Source organism: Brucella lupini (assembly GCF_002252535.1).
Taxonomy (GTDB): Bacteria; Pseudomonadota; Alphaproteobacteria; order Rhizobiales; family Rhizobiaceae; genus Brucella; species Brucella anthropi.
Genome location: NZ_NNRN01000046.1, coordinates 484,291 through 504,816 on the forward strand (window position 1 = coordinate 484,291; position 20,526 = coordinate 504,816).

A 20,526-nucleotide genomic window follows, 5' to 3' on the forward strand; every position below is an offset into this window, starting at 1 on the left:
TTCAGTCTATCTTAGAGCAACGCACTCATTTGAGGTAGGTGCGTAGAATCCGCATGATTTCGTCGATTTGTGTATCGGGATCAGCTTTGGTTTCCTGTCCAAATGTCTCGCGGAAATGACTTTCCAGCACTTCGGCCATCAACCCGTTGGCAGCACCCCGCAGTGCCGCAATCTGCTGCAACAATGCCGCGCATTCCGTGCCAGCCTCCACCGCACGCTCCAGTGCTTCGGCCTGTCCGCGAATACGGCGCAGGCGCGTCAAGGCGCGCTTTTTGTCTTCCGGTGAATGCGGCATGGAATCTCCCGATCTCAGCGAAATCTATATACTCTAGGGGAGTATGTCAATTGTCGGTCGCCAGCCGCAGATGCAGGAGTGGATAGGGGCGTCCCTGATCGTCTGTCTCTGAACGTCCGGTTTCGATAAAACCCATATGCCGGTAAAAGCCGACACCCTGCAGGTTCTGCTCGTTCACATCGACTGTCAGCGGACTGCCGAACGTTTTTGCATGCGTTATCAACTGTTTGCCGATGCCTTTGCCGCGCTGGTCGGGTGCGATGAACAGGCTGTCGATATGACGCTCGCTCATGCCCATGAAGCCGACCGGCTTGCCAGCGTCTTCAATAAGCCAGACTTCGACGTTCGGCAGATATTGCTCGGCCACCAGCTTTTCGATTTCCAGAAAATCATCGCGGCTCAGGAAGTCATGCGTAGCGAGAACGCTGGCGCGCCAGATTTCAGTCAACGCGGGCGCATCGGCCCTGTTCGATTTTCGAATATGGATCATGTGCGTTCCCTGTGTGATAAGCACGAAAGCGGAAGCCTTATCTGACGGAAATTATTTTGACGAGCCTGCCCGACCTTCCTGTGACACGAATTCTGCCTCAGCTGGATGAGGCATTGGCGCATCATGCGAGCGCAGTCCTTGTCGCGCCGCCCGGTGCGGGCAAGACGACACTGGTACCTATTCATATGCTGAACGCGGACTGGCGCAAGGATGGCACGATCGTGCTGCTTGAACCGCGTCGTCTGGCGGCACGTGCAGCTGCTCGCCGCATGGCGCAGCTCCTGGGCGAGGAACCGGGTGAAACGGTCGGCTACCGGATGCGCCTTGAAAGCAAGGTATCAGGGAAAACCAAGATCCTCGTCGTTACTGAGGGCGTCTTTGCGCGCACGATCCTGGACGATCCAGACCTCAAGGGTGTCGCCGCAGTCCTGTTTGATGAGTTCCATGAACGCAGTCTCGATGCGGATTTTGGACTGGCGCTGGCGCTGGATGTGCAGGCAGCCTTGCGTGACGACCTCAAAATTATTGTCATGTCGGCAACACTGGATGGCGCTCGCGTGGCTCAACTGTTGGGCGATGCGCCGGTGATCGAAAGTGAGGGGCGCGCTTATCCCGTCGATATTCGCTATCGCGATCGCAAAGCGGATGAACGGGTCGAGGACGCGATGGTGCGTACGATCCGTGATGCGCTGGCAAATGAAACCGGCAGTATCCTCGCCTTCCTGCCGGGGCAGGGCGAGATTGAGCGCACGGCAGGCATTCTGGAAAAATTACTGCCTGCCAATATCATTCTGGCACCGCTTTACGGTGCAATGGAAGGCCGCGATCAGGATGCGGCAATCAAGCCTGCACCGGCAGGCCACCGTAAGGTGGTGCTGGCGACCTCGATTGCTGAAACCTCCATCACGATTGATGGCGTGCGCGTGGTGATTGATAGCGGGCTTGCACGCCAGCCGAAATATGAACCGGCCACCGGCCTCACCCGGCTTGAAACCGTGCGGACTTCGCGTGCGAGCGCCGATCAACGTGCCGGCCGTGCGGGTCGTACCGAGCCGGGCATTGCCATTCGCCTCTGGCATCAGGGGCAGACGGCGTCGCTCCCCGCTTTTTCACCACCGGAAATTCTCGAAGCTGATTTGTCGGGCCTTGTGCTGGATGCGGCTGCGTGGGGTGTGACCGATCCGGCAATATTATCGCTGCTCGACAAACCGCCGGCACCTGCGCTCAAAGAAGCCAAGGCGCTGCTTATGCGGCTCGGTGCGCTGGATGAAGCGGGACGATTGACGCCCGACGGTGAAGCCATGCGCTCTTTGGCCCTGCCTGCACGTCTGGCACATATGGTTGCAGAAGCTGGCAAGCGCGGCGAGGTGCAAAAGGCTGCTGAACTCGCTGTTTTGTTGACCGAACGCGGCCTTGGCGGCAATGAAACCGACCTTGATACGCGCATGTCGCGGTTCCGCAATGACCGATCAGATCGTGCACAGCGTGCAAAAGGGCTGGCACGGCGGCTTGCAGCAAATGTCCCAAACAAGGGTGAGGTGGCAGGCTCAAGCGTAGGTCGTATGCTCATTGATGCTTATCCGGACCGCATAGCCAAGGCTCGCGGGCAGATGGGGCAGTTTCTTCTGGCCAATGGACGTGGCGGCGAGGTCGATCCCGCTATCAGCCTCAGCAGGGCGCCATGGCTTGTGGTTGCCGATATGTCTGGAAGAGCGGGCCGCGCCCGCATTCTTTCTGCCGCGGAAGTTTCGGAAACCGAAATCCGCGCAGCCCTTGGTAACAGGATCGAAAGTGGACGACAGGTCGTCTATGACGCGGAAAAGAACGCCCTGCGGGCTCGTGAGGCTGTGCGCATTGGTGCGATAGCTCTCTCCGAAAAGCCGCTCGCCGCTCCTTCGGGAGCTGCCGCCGACGAAGGCGTGATTGCCGCCGTGCGTGAACATGGCCTCGATATTCTGCCATGGGGCAAGGAAACCGATATTCTGCGTCGTCGCCTTGGCTGGCTTCATCGCGGCCTTGGTGATCCGTGGCCTTCGATGGATAGCGACCATCTCATCGAAAGGCTGGACGATTGGCTGCTGCCCTTCCTGACGGGCGAAGCGCAACTTGACCGCATTCCCGGGCACGTGTTGAAGAACGGTCTGATGAGCCTTGTACCCTTCGATCTGCAGCGTAGTGTCGACCAGCTTGCGCCGACGCATTTCGAAGTGCCGACCGGATCGAATATTCCGATTCGCTATGACGCCGAAGAGCCGGTGATCGCAGTTCGTGTCCAGGAGCTTTTCGGTCTTGGGGTGCATCCGGCCATCGCCAATGGCAAGGTGCCGCTCTTGCTGGAACTTCTTTCTCCAGCTCATCGCCCGATCCAGATCACCCGTGATCTTCCCGGCTTCTGGAAGGGATCATGGGCGGATGTGCGCGCCGACATGCGCGGACGCTACCCGAAGCATGTCTGGCCGGAAGACCCGGCCAATGCGGAAGCGACGCGTCGCGCCAAGCCACGCGGAACCTGATTCCAACCTGCGACCGGATAACGCAGTTCCGCTTGCGTTGAGACCCGACCTTGTCTCATAAGGAGCGAGTAGAGGGACTCATGCACGCAGAATTCGAGAATCGCGCTTCCAATCTTTCGCGCCGCCCGCGCCTGACCACGTTGATACGTGTGCGCTGGCTGGCCATTGCCGGGCAGACCGCCGCCGTCATGTTCGTGGCGCTCTATCTGCAATTTCCTTTTGCAGTCGGCATCTGTTTTGCTCTGATCGCCTGTTCAGCATGGCTCAACCTTTATCTGGCCTTCCGCTTTCCGACCAACCACCGGCTCAATCCGGCGGCGGCAAGCCTGGTTCTGGCGTTCGACGTTCTGCAATTGGCAGGGCTGCTCTATCTCACTGGCGGGTTGCAGAATCCTTTCATCATTTTGATGATCGTACCCGTCATTATCTCGGCGACGTCGCTTTCGGCTCGTCATACGCTGGTGCTCGCCTTGCTGGTGGTTGCCTGTACGTCGGTGCTTACCATCAGGCACGAACCGCTGCCCTGGTATCCGGGCGAAACGCTGGACCTGCCGTTTCTGTTCGTCATCGGCATCTGGTGCGCCATTATTTCGGCGCTCGGATTCACTGGCGTTTACGCCTATCGTATCGCCGAGGAAGCGCGTCAGCTGGGCGATGCATTGAGCGCTGCCGAACTTATTCTCCAGCGTGAACAGCATCTGTCGGCGCTGGATGGTCTGGCTGCCGCAGCCGCCCATGAATTGGGCACACCGCTGGCAACGATTGCGCTGGTGGTAAAGGAAATGCAGCGCGCCCGCACCACCGATCCGGGCCTTGCCGAAGACATCGCCTTGCTCCATTCCCAGACCCAGCGTTGCCGTGAAATTCTTCAGCGGCTGACCAGCCTATCTTCGGAGGGCGAGGAGCACATGTCGCGCCTGCCGCTCTCCTCTCTCATCGAAGAGGTGATTGCGCCGCACCGCAACTTCGGTATCACGATTGACGTGCAGAAGACGGAAGGTCCGAAACCGGAACCCGTCACCCGGCGCAATCCCGGCCTTCTCTACGGTCTCGGAAATCTGGTGGAAAATGCCGTCGATTTTGCACGTGGTACGGTCAACGTGACCTGGGGCTGGACCGACGGTAATGTGAGCGTGACCATTCAGGATGATGGCGAGGGGTTCAAACCGGAAATCCTCGATCGTATCGGCGAGCCCTATATGACGAGCCGCGACAATACGCGGAACGGCGGCGGACTCGGCCTTGGTCTGTTCATCGCCAAGACTTTGCTGGAACGCTCAGGCGCGCATATCACCTTCCGCAATCGCAACAATCCCGGACAGGGCGCAGAAGTGAAGGTGGTGTGGCCGCGTTCAGCATTCACATCAGGCTGAAGAAGGATGCAGCATGACGATTCCGCTTGAAATCCAGAGGGCGACGGAGGAGTTCGACAAGTTTCTCCATATGGCTCGGGATGAGGCAGGGCTCGCTACACGCAATCAGGCCTATACGATGGTGGAAGCTGTGCTGCTCACCTTCCGCCACCGGTTGGAGGTCGATCAAGCGATTCGCTTTGCCACGATATTGCCAACCGTTCTTCGTGCGGTTTTTGTAGCAAACTGGGATATTGGTGAAGCGAAACAGCCATTTCTGAGCCGACAGGCATTGACCTGTGAAGTGCAATCTCTGCGCAAAGATCATAATTTTGCACCGGATTCAGCTATTTACGATGTTGCCAAGGCGCTGCGTGCGCATATCGATCAAGTGGAGCTGGACAGCTTTCTGGCCGGGCTATCCGCCGAGGCCCGGCAATATTGGGCCATCTGAGCAAAAGACTGCAGCTTACGCACGATTTTGCTATCAATTCCTTGTGTCCATTTTTAAAAATATTCCGAAAATACAATGGCTTGCATTGTTCTTGCGTATGGGCGAATGCTGAAATTGCTTCAACAATTCAATGGCTATTTGACTTTTTGACGCAGGGGTATCAATAAGGAAAGAAAAATACAGGCAGGAAGCACCCGATGGACGACTTGAAGCAGGAAGACACCGAAGCCATAGGCAACGATCCGACCCTCCTTCTGGTTGATGACGACAAGCCCTTTTTGCAGCGCCTTGCCCGCGCCATGGAGAGCCGGGGTTTTCAGGTGACAACTGCGGAATCGGTTGAGGAAGGCATTGCTGCCGCCAAGGCCGCCGCCCCGGCCTATGCGGTCGTGGATATGCGCCTCGGCGACGGCAACGGCCTCGACATCATAGAAGCTATTCGTTCGCGCCGTGCCGATACGCGCGCCATCGTTCTCACCGGATACGGCAATATCGCAACTGCTGTGAACGCTGTTAAGCTGGGCGCAATCGACTATCTGTCGAAGCCTGCCGATGCGGATGAGGTCTTCGCAGCATTGACCCGCCGTCCCGGCGAAAAGGTTGCGCCGCCGGAGAATCCGATGTCAGCCGACCGGGTTCGCTGGGAACATATCCAGCGCGTCTATGAAATGTGCGAACGCAATGTCTCCGAGACCGCACGTCGTCTCAACATGCATCGCCGTACATTGCAGCGCATTCTGGCCAAACGCGCGCCTCGTTAAATTGGACAGCTAAATCAATCTATTTCTGTCTCGGGTACATCGAGACCCGCAAGTTCGGCGATTGTCAGGCGGGCGGCGCCCGCCCGCGCAAAGCGTAGCATCAACGCCTTTCGGGTTGCGCCGGGCAATTTATGTTCTGGCGCATCACGCATAATTTCCGCCCCATATCCATCAGAGAGAATGAAGCCGCATTCTTGCGGAAATATTTCGCGCGGCACCGCCGGATGGGTGGCGAAGAACAGCCGGTCGCAGTAAGCGCGATATTCGGGCCATTTGTGATCTGCCTTCCAATCCTCGATCGACGATTTGATCTCCACGATCCAGATTTCACCCTTGCGGTTGACCGCCATCAGGTCGGCGCGCCTGCCGGATGCCAGCGGCAGTTCAGGCAATGTTGCAAGCCCCATTTCCAGAAAAAGACGCTGCACGCCACGCCGCACCAGCATGGCGTTCTCCGACTGTCGGCCGTCGGAAAGAGGATGGGTCTGGTTGGGAATCACGATCGGCATGGGCGCATTTTGTGCGTGGATTCAGATCGAAACAATCGGAAAACTGGGACGAGCCGTACGAAAACCGCGCTACCAAGGCAAACATGGCCAAAAAATGTCTTATTCAAGGAATTTTCAATTTACGGTTAACGCCTGGTTAACAATACTACCGCATCTTCGACAAGAATGAGCGATTCGCTTCTATCTCCGGCCCATCGTGGTCCCATTGACGGAATGAACCAATCTGGGGGAATGCATGAATTCTCGCGTCCTTAAACTGACGACGGCTCTTTTTCTGACAGGTGCATTGGCAGGCTGCTCGACCGTAGGCGGCACTTTCTATACCGCCTCCTATTCTTCGGTCACCGACGCCGGCTATGTCGTCCCGGCCATCCCGAGCGAAAAGATCCAGGCGCAATATCGCCGCCAGATCGTCAAATATCCAACGGACGAAGCCCCCGGCACGATCATCGTCGATACGCGGGAAAAGTTCCTCTATCTCATTATGCCGGAAGGCAAGGCCATGCGTTACGGCATTGGTGTTGGTCGTGAAGGATTTGAATGGTCCGGTACGGCGCGCGTCGCCATGAAGCGGGAATGGCCGACCTGGACGCCGCCTTCCGCCATGATCAAGCGCCAACCGGAACTGGCAAAATATCGCAACGGCATGGACCCCGGCCTGCGCAATCCGCTCGGCGCGCGCGCTCTATATCTCTACAACAAGGGTGGCGACACGGGCTATCGTCTGCACGGAACGCCGGAATGGTGGTCCATCGGCAAGGCAATGTCTTCCGGCTGCATCCGCCTCATGAATCAGGACATCATGGATCTTTACGACCGCACCGAACAGGGTGCCAAGGTCATCGTGAAGCAGTAGGTCCAGATGATGACAGATATGAAAAAGGCCGCTTCAAGCGGCCTTTTTCTTTACAAGTCTCAGCAAGGTCAGATCTGTTCGACCTGCTGCACTTCCGGCACGAAATGGCGCAGGAGGTTCTGAATGCCGTGCTTCAGCGTTGCAGTCGACGACGGGCAACCAGAGCATGCACCCTTCATGTTCAGGAACACGGTGCCGTTCTCGAAACCGCGGAAGGTGATGTCGCCACCATCCTGTGCAACTGCCGGACGAACGCGGGTCTCGATCAGTTCCTTGATGATCTCGACGGTTTCGGCATCGGCTTCATCGAAAAATTCTTCTTCGCCATGAGCGGCAGCAGCGTCTGCATTGCTGTTGCCAGCCATTGCAGGTGCGCCCGACATGAAATGTTCCATGATCGTGCCAAGAATGGCGGGCTTCAGATGCTGCCACTCGCCGTCTTCCTTGGTGACGGTGATGAAGTCATAACCGAAGAAAACACCGGTCACGCCCGGAACCGAAAAAAGCTTGGCTGCGAGCGGCGATGTGTTGCCCGCGGTGGAGGCGTCGCGGAAATCGGCGGTACCTTCCGGCATCACGACCTTGCCGGGAAGAAACTTCAGGGTCGCCGGGTTGGGCGTGGTTTCAGTCTGGATGAACATGCCAGTTGTCCCGCTTTCAGATTTTGGAACGATTCTCGTAAGCGCAGATACTCATGGACGCAAGTGCTATCCCGATGCTGCGTGTATCAGTTGTCATCAATATAGGGTGATTAGGTCACCGCATCAATGTCATCGTCGCTCATACCTGCCGGAATGACCGTAACCGGGATCGGGAACTGGGAGCGGCTGGCAAGCGATTGCACGAGAGGGCCGGGGCCTTCCTTGCCCGAACCGGCAGCCAGAACCAGAATGGCGATGTCCTGATCTTCTTCGATGAGGCTAATCAATTCCGAGGCGGTTTCGCCCTCACGGATGTTGATTTCCGGCTCGATGCCTTGGGCTGCACGCACAGTTGCGGCGAATTTTTCCAGCGCTGCGCGAGCACGTTCCTGCGCTTCGGAACGCATGATTTCGCCGACACCCAGAATTTGCTGGAAATCAGAGTCATCAATCACGAAAAGCAGGATGAGAGAGCCGCCCGTATTTTTTGCACGGCGCGCGGCATATGCAACGGCGCGCCCGCATTCGGGCGTCTCATCGATGACGGCAAGAAACTTGCGGCGGTGACCGGCTTCCCGGCTAAGTCGTTTTGATACCATGGCCGCAATTTGCCATCGGGATTGACCGTCTGCAAGCTGACATTTGGTAGGTACTTGAAGATCGGATGATGATTTTCAAGTGAAGAGCGGCGGCAGCAAAAATGTTGCCGCTCGCTTGATCATTGAGAAGTTTAGTTCTGCAGCCAGCCGACGATGTCGCGAACATGGCGCATGGTCTGTTCGGCAATCACGCCAGCCCGCTCACCACCGTCGCGCAGAACGCTGTCGATGTAAGCCGGATCAGCGACCAGACGGCGCATCTCATGAGTGATAGGCGAAAGCTTTGCCACCGCGAGATCGGCAAGTGATGCCTTGAATTCGGAGAACTGGCGTCCGCCGAATTCGTTGAGCACGTCTTCCTTCGACTGAGAGGAAAGTGCTGCATAGATGCCAACCAGATTATCGGCTTCCGGACGACCGGCGAGACCGTCGAGCTCGGTGGGCAGGCCGTCCGAGTCGGTCTTTGCCTTGCGGATTTTCTTGGTGATGGTCTCTTCGTCGTCGATCAGATTGATGCGCGACAGATCGGACGGATCGGACTTCGACATCTTCTTGGTGCCGTCGCGCAGCGACATGATGCGCATGGCAGGGCCGGAGATCATCGGTTCCGTCATCGGGAAGAAGCCGGAAACCTGCTCGTCACCAACCTGCATATCCACGCCCACGCCGAGCGAAGCGATGCGATCCGAATAATCGTTGTTGAATTTCTGCGCGATGTCGCGGGTCAATTCCAGATGCTGCTTCTGGTCCTCACCCACCGGCACTGCGGTGGCGCGATAAAGCAGGATGTCGGCGGCCATCAGACTTGGATAAGCGAACAGGCCGAGCGAAGCGTTTTCGCGGTCCTTGCCTGCCTTGTCCTTGAACTGGGTCATGCGGCTCATCCAGCCGATGCGCGCGATGCAGTTAAATACCCATGCCAGCTCTGCGTGCTGCATGACGCGGCTCTGGTTGAAGACGATGCTTCTCTTCGGGTCGATACCGGCAGCAAGGAAAGCCGCGGTGACTTCACGGGTCGATTGCATCAGCTCAGCCGGATCGGGCGAAATGGTCAGCGCGTGCATGTCCACGACGCAATAGATGCATTCCTGCGTTTCCTGAACCTCGACCCACCGCTTGATCGCCCCAAGGTAATTGCCGAGGTGAAGATTTCCGGTCGGTTGGACGCCGGAGAAGACAAGCGGTTTGAACGTGCTCATGGCTTTATCCTAAAAAAGTTAGCCCCGCCGGTGGAGAGCGGGGATTTTGAATGCTGGTCTTTTCGCAGAGACGCAGCCGCCTTTCAAGCTTGAATTATTGCTCGCTTTCAGGGGCTTTCTTTGCCGCACCGCGCTTGATGTTGCGACGGATCATTCCCGTATTGGCGCCACCCAGACCGAAGGCCAAACCGAAATAGACCACCATTGCCGCAACAACGATAGCGGTGACGGTTCCCGCCCGCAGAGCAAGCGGCGCTGCGGAGGAAAGCTCGTAGGCAAAATGGCCGATGGCATAGTGGATTCCGAATGCCATGATCGCGGCAGCGATGAGGAGACGCGGAATACGGGTGAGCAGCGGAATATCCCGCCCCCAATGGCCGCGCTTCACGAGCATGGCGAACAGCAGGATAGCGTTGACCCATCCGGCAACGATTTCAGCCGTGGCGATGCCGGTCGGACCGAAATGCGGGAAAAGCGTGATGGCGAGCGAGACGTTCACCGCCACCGAAATGGCAGCGAAGATCATCGGTGTGCGGGTGTCTTCGCGGGCAAAAAAACCGGGAATGAACGCCTTGATCAGCACGAACGCGGGCAGGCCGAGGCCGTAGATGGCCAGAATATTGGAAACGACGAGCGTGGAATCCGGGCTGAACTTGCCGCGTTCGAACAGAAGCCGGACGATAGGTTCCGACATGACGAGCAGGGCAGCAGCGGCCGGTAGCGTTAGAAACAAGGTGAACTCAACCGAGCGGTTCTGAAGGTTCGACGCTTCTTTCATGTGCCCGCCACGCAGCGCGCGTGACAGTTCCGGGAGAAGCACGGTTGCGACGGCGATGCCGACGACGCCGAGCGGAAGCTGATAGATGCGGTCCGCATAGACGAGCGACGATACCGCGCCTTCCATGCCGGATGCGATATTGGTGTTGATGAGCAGGTTGATCTGCGTGATGCCGCCGGTGATCGCTGCGGGCAGTGCTAGCACGAGAAGCCGTTTGACGTTCGAGGTCAGACGTGGACGGCGGAAGCCGATCTTGATACCTGCATTGCGCACGGCGATCCACACAATGGCAAGCTGGACCAGACCTGCAGCCATCACGCCCCACGAAAGGCCATAGCCGACCGAAAGCGCGTCATAGCCACGCCACCACGCGAAAGCCAGAACCCCGATCAGGATGATGTTGAGGAATACCGGCGCAATGGCCGCTGCAAAATAGCGATGCAGCGAATTCAACATCCCGCCCATCATCGCCGCCAGCGACATACAGGCGAGATAGGGGAACATGATAACGGCGAGACGCACCGTATTGTCGAACTTCACCGGATCGTCGGTGAAACCCGGTGCAATTATCGTCCGTACGATGAAGGGCATCGAAAGTTCCATCACGATGGTCAGGAACAGAAGCACCGTGAAGAGAACGCCGAACACTTCTTCGGAAAAACGGCGCGCGCCGTCCATGCCGTTCTTCTCTATTTCCTTGGCAAAAAGCGGCACGAAGGCTGAATTGAACGCGCCTTCGGCAAAGAGCCGGCGAAAGGTGTTCGGGAACCGGAAAGCGGCATTGAAGGCGTCGGCTACTGGACCGGTGCCGAGCGCTGCCGCCATGAACATCTCGCGCGTGAAGCCGAAAATGCGGCTCATCAGCGTTCCGGACGCGACCGTGGCGAACTTTTTGACCAAACTCATTTACTGAAAAACCTATGCTGCGGCCTGAGATGAGCGGCCGTTTGTCTTGCTGCCATTTTCGCCGCTGAGAACACCAAGCAGCTTGCGCCTGATATTGCCCTGACGGGTGGCGTTTGAAATCTTGTGGCCCACAAGGTCAGTCACATAAAAACTGTCGATCACTTTCTCGCCGAAGGTGGTGATATGAGCCGATGCAATATCCAGCGAAAGGTCGGAAATAAGGCCAGTCAGTTCTGAAAGCAAACCGGGCCGGTCCAGACCTTCCACTTCAATGACGGTAAACTTGTTCGAAAGCGTGTTGTTGATCTCGACTCGCGGTTCCACCTTGAACGCCTTGGCGGCCCTCTTCGGCTTGGTGCGCTTGGCCAGCACGTCGGGCAGATGGGCCTTGCCGGACAAAACATCCTCAATGACCTTGCCGACGCGTTCGGCACGGCGGCGCTCGTCGTCATCAGTGTCGAACTCGCGGCTGATGAGAATGGTATCCAGTGCGCGTCCATCGCCAGTGGTGAAAATCTGCGCGTCGACGATGTTGGCGCCAGCCGCTGCGCAGGCGCCGGTGATGATCGACAACAGACGCGGATGGTCAGGCGCCAGTACCGTGATTTCCGTAACCGCCTCGAAAGTATGCGGCTTGGCCATGGTGGCCAGCGCCCGCTCGTTGCGGTCGGCTTCGCGAATGAAATGGGCGTGCCGGACCTGATCCTCGAGGCTGACAGTCAGGAAATAGTTGGTGTAATGAAGCGCCAGATATGCATCGCGCTTGTCCTTCGGCCAATCAGAGAGCCGGTCCGCCAGCGCCTCTCGCGCCTGATGGTCGCGGTCGGCACGGGACAATTCCGAAAAGCCACCGGTCAGGACCAGTTCGGTTTCGTAGAAGAGCGTGCGCAGAAGCTGGCCCTTCCAGCCATTCCACACGCCGGGACCAACCGCCTTGATATCGCAGACGGTCAGGATCAGGAGGAGCTTCAACCGCTCCATGGTCTGCACGGTGTCGGCGAAGTCGATGATGGTCTTGCGATCGTTGAGATCACGTGACTGCGCGACCATGCTCATGGTCAGATGTTCGCGCACAAGCCATTCAACGGTTTCTGTTTCGGTAGGGGTAAGACCCAGCCGTGGTCCCAGCCTGCGGGCGATGCGCGCACCAGCAACGGAATGATCTTCCGGGCGCCCCTTGGCGATGTCGTGCAAGAGCAGCGCCACATAAAGCAGGTTGCGGTCGCGCTTGACTGTCGTGATGAGGTGGTTTGAAAGCGGGTGCTCGTTTTCAAGCTCACCATGCTCGATTTCCGACAGCACGGCGATGCAACGCAACAAATGCTCGTCCACCGTATAATGGTGGTACATGTTGAACTGCATCATGGCGACGATCTTGCCGAAGTCAGGAATGAATTTTCCAAGCACGCCGGATTCGTTCATGCGACGCAGGATGAGTTCGGGGTTGCGCGGCGAGGTCAGGATTTCAAGGAAAAGCTTGTTCGCTTCAGGATTTTCACGCAGATCGGAATTGATGAGTTTCAGCGAGCGGGTGAGGCTTTGCATCGCTTCGGGGTGAAATTCCAGCCCGTGTTTGTCGGCCAGATGGAAGAGACGAATGATATTGACCGGGTCTTCCTTGAAAACCTCTGGCCGTGCGATGTTGATGCGGTGATTTTCCGAAACGAAGTCGCCGTCGGCGGAAAGCTTGCGTTTGCGTCGCGAGAACGTAAGGAAAATGCGGTTGAAGCCCGGTACATGCTTGGCCTGCTGCTCCTCCAGCGCTGCGCTGATGATGCGGGTGAGATCGCCCACATCCTTGGCCACGAGGAAGTAATGCTTCATGAAACGTTCGACATAGTTCTGGCCGGGATGCGCCGTATAGCCAAGGCGTTGGGCGATTTCCGGCTGGATGTCGAAGGAAAGGCGTTCTTCTGCCTTCAACGTCGCGAAATGCATGTGGCACCGCACCGCCCAAAGAAAATCTTCCGCCTTGTTGAACAGCTTCAGCTCGGCTCGTGACAGAACGCCGAGCTTGACCAGCTCTTCTTTCGTTTTGACACGGTAAAAATATTTGGTGATCCAGAACAGCGTATGCAGGTCGCGCTGGCCGCCCTTGCCTTCCTTGACGTTCGGCTCAACCAGATAGCGGGTTTCGCCTGCCTTGCGGTGGCGCTGGTCGCGCTCGGCAAGCTTGGCCTGGATGAATTCCGGGCCGGTATCCTTGACGATTTCCTCGTCGAAGCGGGTAACAAGCGTTTTGAAGAGCTCGCGATTGCCGGTGAGAAATCGCGCATCGAGAATTGCCGTGCGGATCGTCATGTCTTCGCGCGAAAGCCGGATGCACTCATCGATGTTGCGCGTGGAATGACCGACTTTCAGTCCCATGTCCCACAGCATGTAGAGCATGTATTCGACAACTTGCTCGCCCCAGGGGGTCTGCTTGTAGGGCAGCAGAAACAGAAGATCGATATCTGACCCAGGCGCCAGCCCGCCGCGCCCGTAACCGCCGACCGCGACGATAGCCATGTTCTCGGCCTTCGACGGGTTGATCATCGGATAGGCTTTGGTGGTGGCGAATTCAAACAGCGCCTCAATCAGCGTATCCATGAGAAAGGACAGGCGTTTGGCGCAGAGCGTGCCGCCACCATCCTTCATCAACATGCCTTCGGCATTGGCGCGACCGCGCACCAAAGCGTCCTTCAGAGCCTGAAGCACCACTTTTCGCACGGTAGGACTGGTGTAGTTTTCGTCCGTGGAATCCGCCAGTTCGTTGAGCTTGCGGCGTAGCGTCTCGGGATTGACGATCTCTTCCAGCTTAAGGTCGTGTGCGCTCATGCGGCATGTAGATCCGGTTTGCGGAGAAAAGGATAGTGGACGATGGCTATCCTATAGCCGCTTTTATGGATGATGAATATCCAAAAGCAAAGGCCGGGAAAACCCGGCCTTTGTATTGCTCTTCGCTGATCTTTCAGTTCGTCGCGTTATAGGCGGTAATTGCCGCCATATTGACGATGTCGGAATCCTTCGCTCCGATGGTGACGATCTGCGCTGGCTTGTCGAGACCGACGAGCAACGGGCCGATAATCGTTGCGCCACCCAGTTCCTGCAGCATGTCGGCGGCAATCGAGGCCGAATGATTGTCCGGTGTGACGATCACATTGGCCGGGCCCGACAGGCGGATGAACGGATATTGTTCCATCAGCTTCGGGTTCAGCGCCACATCGGCACTCATTTCGCCGTCGAATTCGAAATCGACATGACGCGTTGCGAGAATGCGGACGGCTTCCTGAATGCGCGCGGAGCGTTCACCGCCCATATGACCGAAGGTCGAGAAGGCGGTCAGTGCAACACGTGGTACATAACCCATGCGGCGCGCCATGCCCGCAGCTTCAACCGCAATATCGGCAAGCTCGGCTGCGGTCGGCATTTCATGAACGGCGGTATCGGCGATGAACACCGTGCGTCCACGGCAAAGTGCGATGGAGACGCCAACCATGCGGTGGCCGGGCTTGGAATCGATCACACGGCGCACATCGTCGAGACCTGTCGCGTAATTGCGGGTCACGCCCGTCACCATGCCATCGGCATCGCCGAGCGCCACCATGCAGGCCGCAAAATGATTGCGGTCATTGTTGATGAGCCGGTGGCAATCGCGCGTCAGATAGCCCTTGCGCTGCAGTTTCTCGTAGAGGTAGTCGGCATAGGCCGCATTGCGGCTCGAAAGGCGCGCATTGATGATTTCGATGCCGGGACGGTCGAGATCGAGACCAGCAGCTTTGGCTGTATCCCTCACCCGTTCCTCGCGGCCAACCAGAATAGCGGTGCCGAGACCCTGATTGACGTAGGAAACGGCGGCACGCATCACCTGTTCTTCTTCACCTTCGGCAAAGACGATGCGCTTCGGCTGACGACGCACGCGCTCATAGATGCCGCGCAGCGTCGAGGCAATCGGATCGCGACGTGCCGACAGTTCGCGCTTGTAGCCTTCGATGTCGGCAATGGCACGCCCGGCAACGCCGGTTTCCATCGCTGCCTTGGCGACGGCAGCCGAGACGGATGCAAGCAGACGCGGATCAAACGGCACCGGAATGATGTAACTTGAGCCGAAACGCGGACGGCTGCCCTGATAGGCGGCAACCACATCGTCCGGCACGTCCTCGCGGGCAAGTTCGGCCAATGCATTGACGGCTGCGATTTTCATCGCATCGTTGATGGTGGTTGCACGTACGTCGAGTGCGCCACGGAAGATGTAAGGAAAACCAAGGACATTGTTGACCTGGTTCGGATAATCCGAACGACCGGTGGCAACGATGGCGTCATCACGGATGCGCGCCACTTCTTCGGGCGTTACTTCCGGGTCAGGATTGGCCATCGCGAAGATGATCGGGTTCGGCGCCATGGAACGGACCATGTCTTCGGTGAACGCGCCTTTGGCCGAAAGGCCGAACACGACATCCGCGCCGTTCATGGCATCTGCGAGGGACCGCTTGTCGGTCTTCACCGCATGGGCGGACTTCCACTGGTTCATGCCCTCTTCGCGGCCCTGATAGACGACGCCCTTGGTGTCGCACAGGATGACGTTTTCCGAGGCAAAACCCATCGCCTTGATAAGCTCGATACAGGCAATACCCGCCGAACCCGCGCCATTGCAGACGAGCTTCGTCGTCTTCATGTCGCGGCCGGTCAGATGCAGCGCATTGATCAGGCCGGCAGCGGCGATGATAGCCGTTCCATGCTGGTCGTCATGGAAAACCGGAATGTCCATCAGTTCGCGCAGGCGCTGCTCGATGATGAAGCAGTCGGGCGCCTTGATATCTTCCAGATTGATGCCGCCGAACGACGGTCCGAGATAGCGCACCGCATTGATGAAGGCATCGATATCGGTCGTATCGACCTCAAGATCGATGGAATCGACATCGGCGAAGCGCTTGAACAGCACGGCCTTGCCTTCCATCACCGGCTTGGATGCGAGCGCACCCAGATTGCCGAGGCCGAGAATGGCGGTACCATTCGAGATAACGGCGACGAGATTGCCCTTGGCCGTATAGTCATAGGCGCGGGCTGCGTCTTCGGCGATTGCCTTCACCGGCACGGCAACGCCCGGAGAATAGGCGAGCGACAGATCGCGCTGCGTGGTCATGGGCTTGGTGGGGTTGATCTCCAGCTTGCCCGGGCGACCCTGCGCGTGAAAGTCTAGCGCTTCCTTCTCACTGGCTGTGGGTGCGCGTTCTGATGTGTTGCCCTTCGGCGTCGAGGCTGGCATGTTCCCTCCGGTTTCATCTGCGGGAGAACCTCGATAGCGCCAGTCACGCATCGTGTAAACAGTGCTTCGAGGAATAGATATTCATCCAAAAACGATGGAATACGAAATTTTATAACTTTAGCCTCGTCGGCTAAGCAATAAATGAAGGTTTTTAGATGGAAACGACGGCTAACGAACACGGCTCGGAAGCGGAAGAAAACACCGCCGAGGCAGCGCCCGTTCGCCTGACGCCCATGATGGAACAATATATCGAGATCAAGGCGGCAAATGTCGATTCGTTGCTCTTCTATCGCATGGGCGATTTTTACGAGCTGTTCTTCGATGATGCAGTGGAAGCCTCTGCGGCACTCGGCATCACGCTCACCAAGCGCGGCAAGCATCTGGGCGAGGATATTCCCATGTGCGGCGTGCCGGTCCATGCCGCCGACGATTATCTGCAGAAGCTGATCGCCAAGGGTTATCGCGTCGCGGTTTGCGAACAGGTGGAAGATCCGGCAGAGGCGAAGAAGCGTGGCTCCAAATCGGTGGTGAAGCGCGATGTGATCCGTCTCGTCACACCGGGCACGCTGACCGAAGAAAAGCTGCTGGATCCGTCCGAAGCCAATTTCCTGATGGCGATGGGGCGCACGCGCGGCGATGGTGCGCTGGCGCTCGCCTGGATCGACATTTCAACCGGAACTTTCCGTGTGGCGGAAACCACGCCGGACCGGCTTTTCGCCGATGTGATGCGGGTCGACCCGCGCGAACTGGTTGTGGCTGACAGCGCCTTCCATGATGAGGAGCTACGCCCGGTCTTCGATCTGGTCGGCAAGGCGGTAACGCCGCAACCGGCGACCCTCTTTGACAGCGCGGCTGCGGAAACGCGCATCCAACGCTATTTCAACGTCGCGACATTGGATGGTTTCGGCCAGTTCAGCCGCCCTGAACTTTCAGCTATTTCCGGGGCAATCGCCTATATCGAGAAGACGCAGATTTCGGAACGCCCACCCTTGATGCGGCCCGAACGCGAACACGAGGGCGGCACGCTTTTTATCGACCCGGCCACACGCGCCAGTCTGGAACTTGCCCGCACCATGTCGGGCAATCGAGACGGCAGTTTGCTGAAGGCGGTTGATCGCACGGTGACGGGCGGCGGTGCGCGACTCCTTGCCGAACGCTTGACCGCGCCGCTGACCAATCCGAAGGAAATCGCGCTGCGGCTCGATTCCGTTTCCTGGTTCCTGAGCGAGCAGTCGCTCTGTGAAGCCATGCGTGCAGAACTGAGGGGCGTGCCGGATATGCCGCGCGGTCTTTCGCGCCTTGCCGTCGGGCGCGGTGGCCCGCGTGATCTGGGTAGCCTTGCCCGAGGCTTCGAGGCTGCGCATGTCATTGCGAGCCTGCTGGAAAGCGCTTTGCTGCCCGACGAACTGGCACATGCCCGCGATGCCGTCAGTGCCATGCCCGCCATCTTTACCGCCCATCTCGACCGGGCCTTGGCCGACGAATTGCCGCTTCTGAAACGCGATGGCGGTTTTGTGCGCGGAGGCTATAATTCCGAACTCGATGAAATGCGGGCTTTGCGTGATCAGTCACGCCGGGTGATCGCCGGTCTGCAGGCAAATTATATCGAAGAAACCGGTATCAAGTCGCTGAAGATCAAGCATAACAATGTGCTTGGCTATTTTATCGAGGTGACGGCCAACAATGCCGGGGCGATGACGGATACAGATGAAGCCAAGAGCCGTTTCATCCATCGCCAGACCATGGCCAATGCCATGCGCTTTACTACGACCGAACTGGCGGAACTGGAAAGCAAGATCGCCAATGCTGCCGACCGCGCATTGTCAATCGAGCTTGCCGTGTTTGAGGAATTGACGGCGGAAGCGGTCTCCCATGCTGATAGCATCCGTGCCGCCGCATCGGCGCTTGCTGTTTTCGACGTCTCGGCAGCGCTTGCTGTGCTGGCGGAAGAGCAGGGTTATTGTCGTCCACAGGTCGATGACAGCCTGTCCTTCAACATCGTTGCGGGTCGTCATCCGGTTGTCGAGCAGGCCCTGCGGCGTCAGGCGGCCAATCCGTTTGTCGCCAATGATTGCGATCTCTCGCCGCAAGCAGACGGCGGCAATGGCGCGATCTGGCTTCTGACCGGCCCGAACATGGGCGGTAAGTCAACCTTCCTGCGCCAGAATGCGCTGATTGCGATCATGGCACAGATGGGCTCCTTCGTGCCTGCGGGTTCTGCACAAATCGGTGTCGTGGACAGGCTGTTCAGTCGTGTCGGTGCTTCCGACGATCTGGCACGCGGGCGTTCAACCTTTATGGTTGAAATGGTGGAAACGGCTGCGATCCTCAATCAGGCAGGCGAACGCTCGCTGGTGATCCTCGATGAGATCGGGCGCGGTACAGCCACTTTCGACGGATTGTCCATTGCCTGGGCAGCGGTTGAATATCTGCATGAAAAGAACCGTTGCCGGGCTTTGTTTGCCACGCATTTTCATGAAATGACTGCACTTTCAGAAAAGCTTGAGCGGCTTTCCAATGTCACCATGCGAGTCAAGGAATGGGACAATGATGTCGTCTTCCTGCATGAGGTGGCGAAAGGGGCAGCTGACCGTTCCTATGGCGTGCAGGTCGCGCGTCTGGCGGGGCTGCCCGAAGCGGTTGTCAATCGCGCGCGCGATGTGCTGCACCAGCTTGAAGCGGGCGAAACCTCGGGCAAGGCGGACAAGCTGATCGATGATCTGCCGCTGTTCTCTGTCGTCTTGCAGCAGGAAAAGCCGAAGCAGCAGGTTCAGGGGAAAGATAGTGAACTGACCAAGGCTGTCTCTGCAATCAGTCCAGACGAACTGACTCCGCGAGAAGCGCTGGACCTGATCTACAAATTAAAGGAACTGGCAGGCAGGGCGTGAAACTAAAAAGGCGAAACAGATGTTTCGCCTTTTTGCTTACACAAAGCGGTTCGCTTCCGCGCCGTAATAGGTGATGTAGCGGCTGGAAATGCGCTCAATCGGCAGGATGATGAAGACATCGGTTGTGCCGAATGCCTCGTCGATCACTGCGCCGTCGCCGATCATTGCGCCGAGACGCAGATAACCCTTGACCAGTGGCGGCATTGAGAACAGCGCAACCTTGTTGTTGATGGCTTCCTTCGGCATCAGGTCCATGGCCTGATAACGATTGGGCAGGGCACGAACGTCCCAGTCATCGGTGGCACGGCAGTTGTGATGGAGGAACGACAGGCCGAGCGCGTGCGCTGCAGGCACCGCGCCGTGGAATGAAGCACAGCCGAACATCACATCGATGGAATGGCGGCGGCAATAGGCCCAGGCACCTTGCCAAAGAAGCTCGACAGTGCGCTTGGAGCGGTATTCCGCCTTCACGCAGGAGCGACCCAGTTCAAGCAGGCGGAGGTTCGGGCGTGAAAGGGCCAGACGCTGCACGTCATATTCATCGGCAGAATAAAAGCCGAGCGCCTGTTCCGCCTGATCGCTACGCATCAGACGATAGGTGCCGACAATCTGCTGATGCTCCGGCACGGGCAGGGCGGTGTCGTAAACGAGCAGATGATCGCAAATAGCGTCGAAACGGTCAGCGTCTCGAAGCTCCACCGCTTCGATGCTTTCCCTGCGCGCGCCCATTTCGTCGAAGAAGACGCGGAAACGCAATTCCTGCGCGGCTTCTACCGCCTCGCGTGAATTTGCAAGCCGTACTTCCAGCGATCCGATGCGTCCCAGAACGATGGGATCGCCGTTGGACGCGAACAGCGCCTGTTGTGCTTCTAAGCCTGACATGACCGTATCATCAATGATTTGCTGGTCCATTCCAAGCAGTACTGTCATGATGATGGCTCCTGATTTGTCTATTCACGTATTCCTGAACGGCTTTCCCACGGATATTTCAGCGAGAGCTAAAGCGTGTCGCATTTATTCGGCCTCATACCCAGCAGCCT

16 protein-coding genes are annotated in these 20,526 nt (G+C 57.8%); 6 read left to right on the forward strand and 10 right to left on the reverse strand.

Going from position 1 to position 20,526, the window contains the following annotated elements; genetic code table 11:
• Window positions 1-25: 25 nt before the first annotated feature.
• Both CES86_RS13820 and CES86_RS13825 read right to left on the reverse strand, forming a co-directional pair.
• Window positions 26-295 (reverse strand): metal/formaldehyde-sensitive transcriptional repressor, encoded by a 270-nt coding sequence (locus tag CES86_RS13820; protein WP_010657981.1) that lies wholly within the window; start codon window positions 293-295, stop codon window positions 26-28.
• Between the two features lie 46 nt (window positions 296-341).
• Complete coding sequence (locus tag CES86_RS13825) at window positions 342-785, reverse strand: acetyltransferase (protein ID WP_094514655.1); 444 nt, start codon at window positions 783-785, stop codon at window positions 342-344.
• 56 nt (window positions 786-841) lie between these two features.
• On the opposite strand from CES86_RS13825, the gene hrpB reads away from it, so the two are divergent.
• The 4 genes from hrpB (at window position 842) to regA (ending at window position 5,865) form a co-directional block, all read left to right on the forward strand.
• Window positions 842-3,298 (forward strand): ATP-dependent helicase HrpB, encoded by a 2,457-nt coding sequence (gene hrpB, locus CES86_RS13830; protein ID WP_094514656.1) that lies wholly within the window; start codon window positions 842-844, stop codon window positions 3,296-3,298.
• An 80-nt stretch (window positions 3,299-3,378) separates the two neighbouring features.
• A complete protein-coding gene (locus CES86_RS13835; RefSeq protein ID WP_010657984.1) occupies window positions 3,379-4,671 on the forward strand; it encodes an ActS/PrrB/RegB family redox-sensitive histidine kinase in 1,293 nt (430 codons plus the stop codon).
• Window positions 4,672-4,684: 13 nt separating this feature from the next.
• Complete coding sequence (locus CES86_RS13840) at window positions 4,685-5,104, forward strand: DUF2267 domain-containing protein (RefSeq protein WP_011982359.1); 420 nt, start codon at window positions 4,685-4,687, stop codon at window positions 5,102-5,104.
• Window positions 5,105-5,301: 197 nt separating this feature from the next.
• Entirely contained in the window at window positions 5,302-5,865 is a 564-nt protein-coding gene (gene regA / locus CES86_RS13845; protein ID WP_006465866.1) for a global response regulator transcription factor RegA, read from the forward strand.
• 14 nt (window positions 5,866-5,879) lie between these two features.
• Here the strand turns inward: regA and CES86_RS13850 are convergent, their stop codons facing one another.
• Window positions 5,880-6,374: an MmcB family DNA repair protein gene (locus CES86_RS13850; protein ID WP_011982360.1), complete on the reverse strand. Its 495-nt coding sequence runs from the start codon at window positions 6,372-6,374 to the stop codon at window positions 5,880-5,882.
• Window positions 6,375-6,609: 235 nt separating this feature from the next.
• Here CES86_RS13850 and CES86_RS13855 point away from each other — a divergent pair, with 235 nt between their 5' ends.
• Window positions 6,610-7,230: a L,D-transpeptidase gene (locus CES86_RS13855; RefSeq protein ID WP_011982361.1), complete on the forward strand. Its 621-nt coding sequence runs from the start codon at window positions 6,610-6,612 to the stop codon at window positions 7,228-7,230.
• Between the two features lie 68 nt (window positions 7,231-7,298).
• On the opposite strand, the gene CES86_RS13860 is transcribed toward CES86_RS13855, so the two are convergent.
• The 6 genes from CES86_RS13860 to CES86_RS13885 form a co-directional block, all read right to left on the reverse strand.
• Complete coding sequence (locus tag CES86_RS13860) at window positions 7,299-7,871, reverse strand: NifU family protein (protein WP_010657988.1); 573 nt, start codon at window positions 7,869-7,871, stop codon at window positions 7,299-7,301.
• A gap of 110 nt (window positions 7,872-7,981) precedes the next feature.
• On the reverse strand, window positions 7,982-8,470 hold the full coding sequence (locus tag CES86_RS13865; RefSeq protein ID WP_010657989.1) for a universal stress protein: 489 nt from the start codon (window positions 8,468-8,470) through the stop codon (window positions 7,982-7,984).
• Between the two features lie 131 nt (window positions 8,471-8,601).
• Complete coding sequence (gene trpS, locus CES86_RS13870; RefSeq protein ID WP_010657990.1) at window positions 8,602-9,669, reverse strand: tryptophan--tRNA ligase; 1,068 nt, start codon at window positions 9,667-9,669, stop codon at window positions 8,602-8,604.
• A gap of 94 nt (window positions 9,670-9,763) precedes the next feature.
• The gene (murJ, locus tag CES86_RS13875; RefSeq protein ID WP_010657991.1) at window positions 9,764-11,353 is read right to left on the reverse strand and encodes a murein biosynthesis integral membrane protein MurJ; all 1,590 of its coding nucleotides are present in this window, start codon (window positions 11,351-11,353) and stop codon (window positions 9,764-9,766) included.
• A 12-nt stretch (window positions 11,354-11,365) separates the two neighbouring features.
• Window positions 11,366-14,170: a [protein-PII] uridylyltransferase gene (locus tag CES86_RS13880; RefSeq protein WP_011982362.1), complete on the reverse strand. Its 2,805-nt coding sequence runs from the start codon at window positions 14,168-14,170 to the stop codon at window positions 11,366-11,368.
• Window positions 14,171-14,303: 133 nt separating this feature from the next.
• Window positions 14,304-16,598, reverse strand: coding sequence for an NADP-dependent malic enzyme (locus CES86_RS13885; RefSeq protein ID WP_029925933.1), 2,295 nt, complete (start codon window positions 16,596-16,598; stop codon window positions 14,304-14,306).
• Between the two features lie 155 nt (window positions 16,599-16,753).
• On the opposite strand from CES86_RS13885, the gene mutS reads away from it, so the two are divergent.
• Window positions 16,754-19,486, forward strand: a complete 2,733-nt coding sequence (mutS, locus tag CES86_RS13890; protein ID WP_094514658.1) for a DNA mismatch repair protein MutS — start codon at window positions 16,754-16,756, stop codon at window positions 19,484-19,486.
• A gap of 36 nt (window positions 19,487-19,522) precedes the next feature.
• On the opposite strand, the gene CES86_RS13895 is transcribed toward mutS, so the two are convergent.
• Window positions 19,523-20,416, reverse strand: a complete 894-nt coding sequence (locus tag CES86_RS13895) for a GNAT family N-acetyltransferase (protein ID WP_029375852.1) — start codon at window positions 20,414-20,416, stop codon at window positions 19,523-19,525.
• Between the last annotated feature and the right edge of the window lie 110 nt (window positions 20,417-20,526).